The organism is Phenylobacterium sp. (genome assembly GCF_036263695.1).
GTDB lineage: Bacteria > Pseudomonadota > Alphaproteobacteria > Caulobacterales > Caulobacteraceae > Phenylobacterium.
On the sequence record NZ_DATAGM010000253.1, the window covers coordinates 1 to 4,223 of the forward strand.

5 protein-coding genes are annotated in these 4,223 nt (G+C 68.1%); 3 read left to right on the top strand and 2 right to left on the bottom strand.

Going from position 1 to position 4,223, the window contains the following annotated elements:
- Positions 1–126: NAD-dependent epimerase/dehydratase family protein (locus tag VHK87_RS10175; RefSeq protein WP_329634789.1), on the bottom strand; the 126-nt coding region annotated here is incomplete at its 3' end.
- Between the two features lie 219 nt (positions 127–345).
- Here VHK87_RS10175 and VHK87_RS10180 point away from each other — a divergent pair.
- Positions 346–1,911 carry an MATE family efflux transporter gene (locus tag VHK87_RS10180; protein ID WP_329634785.1) on the top strand — a complete coding sequence of 522 codons (1,566 nt, stop codon included), beginning with the start codon at positions 346–348 and terminating at the stop codon, positions 1,909–1,911.
- Here VHK87_RS10180 and VHK87_RS10185 read toward each other — a convergent pair.
- On the bottom strand, positions 1,853–3,079 hold the full coding sequence (locus tag VHK87_RS10185) for a serine hydrolase domain-containing protein (RefSeq protein WP_329634786.1): 1,227 nt from the start codon (positions 3,077–3,079) through the stop codon (positions 1,853–1,855). The genes VHK87_RS10180 and VHK87_RS10185 overlap by 59 nt on opposite strands.
- 126 nt (positions 3,080–3,205) lie before the next feature.
- On the opposite strand from VHK87_RS10185, the gene VHK87_RS10190 reads away from it, so the two are divergent.
- Both VHK87_RS10190 and VHK87_RS10195 read left to right on the top strand, forming a co-directional pair.
- Positions 3,206–3,619 (top strand): DUF1801 domain-containing protein, encoded by a 414-nt coding sequence (locus tag VHK87_RS10190; protein WP_329634787.1) that lies wholly within the window; start codon positions 3,206–3,208, stop codon positions 3,617–3,619.
- Positions 3,620–3,750: 131 nt separating this feature from the next.
- On the top strand, positions 3,751–4,223 hold a 473-nt coding region (locus VHK87_RS10195; RefSeq protein WP_329634788.1), incomplete at its 3' end, for an acyl-CoA dehydrogenase family protein.

Genomic DNA, 4,223 nt, shown 5'->3' on the forward strand with positions numbered 1-4,223 from the left:
GACGTTGGCCAGGTTGCCGGAATAGGTGAGGGCGTCGAGGTTCACCACCTCGTGGCCGCACTCGACCGCCTTGCGCACGACGGCCGATCCGATGAAGCCGGCGCCGCCCGTGATGAGGATTTTCATGAGGTCTGTCGCAGCCTTCGTCTCTGGAGCGCCCGGGGCGCTTTGGCTTGGCGGCAGGGTCTAACAGGAGATCGGCGCCGGCTCAAATCTGAGCCCGCGGCTTGAGGCCGCGCCTCGCGGCCCATAGGGTCCAAGCTCGTCCGTTTCCCAGTAGTGTGCGCCGTCGCGGGCGCCAGGCCGCCTCAAGAAGCCGGCGCAGGGCGCGGATCTGCGCTGGGGATGGACGTGACGGGCAAGAGCGAATCGCTGGAACGGCCGGGCCCCGCACGTGCCGGCTTCCGCCCGGGAGGCGGGGCCAAGGACCTGACGCAGGGGCCGATCGGCAAGACGCTGATCCTGTTCTCCCTGCCGGTGATGGGCTCCAACGTCCTGCAGTCGCTGAACGGGACAGCCAACGCCATCTGGGTCAGCCACGTGCTGGGCGAGGCGGCGCTGACCGCGACCGCCAACGCCAACAACATCCTGTTCCTCATGCTGGGCGCGGTGTTCGGCATCAGCATGGCCGCCAACCTGATGATCGGCCAATCGATCGGCGCGCGCGACGAGGCGATGGTCAAGCGGGTGATCGGCACCAGCACCGGCTTCTTCGTGGTGCTGTCGCTGTCGGTGGGGGTCGGCGGCTGGCTGCTGACGCCCACCATCCTGACCGCCATGGACACGCCGGCGGACGCCAGGGCCGAGGCGATCACCTACCTGCGGGTGATCTTCATGGCCATGCCGTTCATGTACTTCTTCTCCTTCCTGATGATGGCGCAGCGGGGGGCTGGGGACTCGCGCAGCCCCTTCTGGTTCTCGCTCGCCGCAGTCGGGCTAGACGTGATCCTGAACCCGATCCTGATCACCGGGTACGGGCCTGCGCCGCGGATGGGGATCGCCGGCTCGGCCGCCGCGACCCTGATCAGCCAGACCGTGGTGCTGGGGGCGATCCTGGTCTTCCTCTACCGGACCCGCAGCGTGCTGGTGCTGTGGCCGCACGAGTTCAAGCTCTTGAAGCCGGAGCTCGCGATCATCCGCACCCTGGTGACCAAGGGGCTGCCAATGGCCGTCCAGATGCTCGTGATCTCCGGGGCTGCGGTGGTGATGATCAGCTTCGTCAACCGCTACGGCTCGGCGACGGCGGCCGGCTACGCCGCGGCGGTGCAGCTGTGGACCTATGTGCAGATGCCGGCCATGGCGATGGGGGCTGCGGTGTCGTCCATGGCCGCCCAGAACGTCGGCGCCGGCCGGATGGACCGGGTGAACCGCATCGCCGGCATGGGCTCGCTCTACGCCGCTCTGCTCAGCGCCGGCCCGGTCGTCGTGATCTACCTGATCGAGCCGATCATCCTGCGACTCTTCCTGCCGGCCGGCAGCCCGTCAATCCCCATCGCCATCCACATCAACGCCATCGTGCTGTGGGGCTTCATTCCGTTCGGCGTGGCGTTCGCGCTCTCGGGCGTGGTTCGGGCGACCGGCGCGGTGATGATGCCGCTGCTCTTCATGGCGCTGTCGCTATGGGGCGTGCGCGTGCCCTTCGCCTTGCTGCTGGAGCCGGTCCTGGGCGCCGAGGCGGTGTGGTGGAGCTTCCCGCTCGGCTCGATCACTTCCTGCCTGTTGGCGGTGGGCTACTTCCTGTTCGGCGGCTGGCGGAAGGCCCAGTTGTTGGGCGGCATCCCCCGCGGCGAGCCGGTGGACACCGGGCTCGGCGGGGGGCCGCCGCCGGAGGAGAGCGAGGCCCTCGAGGCCGCTAGCCGTTCGGCTCCTCCAGCGCCGCGTAGACGAGAGTCCGAAGCTCCCGCCGAATAGGATAGCCGCTGGAGGGCATGGCTTGGGTCATGAAGACGGCGGTCAGCTCCTCCACCGGATCGACCCAGAAAGCGGTGCTGGCGGCGCCGCCCCAGTAGAACTCGCCCTTGGAGCAGGGGATCAGGGTCTTGGGCGGGTCCATGACCACGGCGAAGCCGAGGCCAAAGCCGACCCCGGCGTTGGTGCTCTCCGAGAACATCGAGCGGGACATCTGAGTGAGGTCCGCATCGCCCGGCAGGTGGTTGGACGCCATCAGCTGCAACGTCTTCGGCGCGATGAGCCGTACGCCGTTCAGCGCGCCGCGGTTCAGCAGCATCTGGGCGAACTTCAGGTAGTCGGCGGTGGTGGAGACCAGGCCCCCGCCTCCGGAGTAGAAGGCCGGCGGCGCCAGGTAGCCGCTGGTGGTCGGATCGTCCTGCAGCTTCAGGCCGCCCTTGGGGGTGATGTTGTAGCAGGCGGAGAACCGCTTCTCCTGCCCGGCGGGGACCTCGAACCCCGTCTCGTTCATGCCGAGGGGGTCGAAGATCCGCTGCTTCAGAAAGTCCTGGAACGGCTGACCGGAGATCTTCTGGACCAGGTAGCCGACCACGTCGGTGGAGACCGAATAGTTCCAGGCCTCGCCCGGCGAGAACTCCAGCGGCAGCTTGGCCAGCTGGTCGATGAAGCCTTCGAGGGTGAGCTGGCCGCCCATCTCGCCGACGCCGGTCTTGCGGTAGGCGTAGTCCACCATGGTCCGGTTCTGGAAGCCGTAGGTCAGGCCGGAGGTGTGGCGCATCAGGTCGACAACCTGCATCGGCCGGGCCGGGCGGGTGGTCGCGAAGGCGCCCACATTCCCCGCGGCGTAGACGCCCAGGTCCTTCCACTCGGGGATGTGGCGCTCGACCGGATCGTCCAGCGCGACCTTGCCCTCCTCGACCAGGATCATCAGGGCGACCGAGGTGATCGGCTTGGTCATCGAGTAGATGCGGAAGATCGTGTCCGCCTCGCAAGGCAGGCCGCGCTCAAGGTCGCGCTGGCCCAGCACCGTCTCGTGCACCACCTCGCCCCGGCGGGCAATCACCAACTGGGCGCAGGGCAGCCGCCCGGGCGCGATGTATTTCTCCTCGATGAACCGGTCGATCCGCCCCAGCCGCTCGGCCGAGAACCCTTGCGCCGCCGCCTTGCCCATACGCGCTCCTCGCTACTTGTCGCGGCAACCTAGCGGGGGAGCGTGCGATGCGGAAAGCGCCGTTCACCACCTCCTCCCATTCTGGGCGGCTTGACGCCTCCGCGGCGCGGGGTGGAAGCTTCGCCCATGCCCTACGAAGCCAAGACCCGTCCCACCGAGGCCGACGTGGCGGCCTTCCTGGACCGCGTCGAGCCGGCGGTGCGACGGGAGGACGGCAGGGTCGTCTGCGAGCTGATGCGCAAGGTGAGCGGCGAGGACCCGCAGATGTGGGGTCCTTCGATCATCGGCTTCGGCCGGCACGCCTACCGCTACGCCAGCGGCCATACGGGCGAGACCTCGCGCATCGGCTTTTCGCCGCGCAAGGGCGCGCTGGTCTTCTACCTCTCGTGCAACGCGGCCCAGCAGGAGAGCCTGCTGGCGCGTCTGGGCAAGCACACCACCGGCGTCGGCTGCCTCTACATCAAGAAGCTGGCGGAGGTGGACATGGCCATTCTTGAGGAGCTGATCCGGGCGGCCTGGGCGCACCCGGAGCCGGCCTGAGGCCCCTCCCGCAACGCGGACGTTGCGTAAGCCGAACATGCGTTTGATAATGCTCCCAAGGGCGGAGCGCACCCGTTGCCGTACCCGATATTCGAAAATGGGACCGCCGGGGCGGTCTATGGAGGACGTCAATGGCTTGGGATTTTGAGACCGATCCGGAGTTCCAGAAGAAGCTCGACTGGGTCGAGGAGTTCATGCGCGAGGAGGTCGAGCCCCTCTCGCACCTGGGCATGGCGGCCCACGGGCCCCTCGGCCGCGAGAAGTTCATCAAGCCCCTGCAGGAAAAGGTGAAGGCGCAGGGCCTGTGGGCCTGCCACCTCGGCCCCGAGCTCGGCGGCCAGGGCTACGGCCAGCTGAAGCTGGCGCTGCTCAACGAAAAGCTCGGCCGTAACGGCCTCGCCCCCTCCGTCTTCGGCTGCCAGGCCCCCGACACCGGCAACGCCGAGATCATCGCCCACTACGGCACCGAGGAGCAGAAGGAGCGCTGGCTGAAGCCGCTGCTGAACGGCGAGATCCGCTCGGCCTTCTCCATGTCCGAGCCTACCGGCGGCTCCGACCCGCTGACTTTCAAGACCCGTGCAACGCTCGAGGGCAAGGAGTGGGT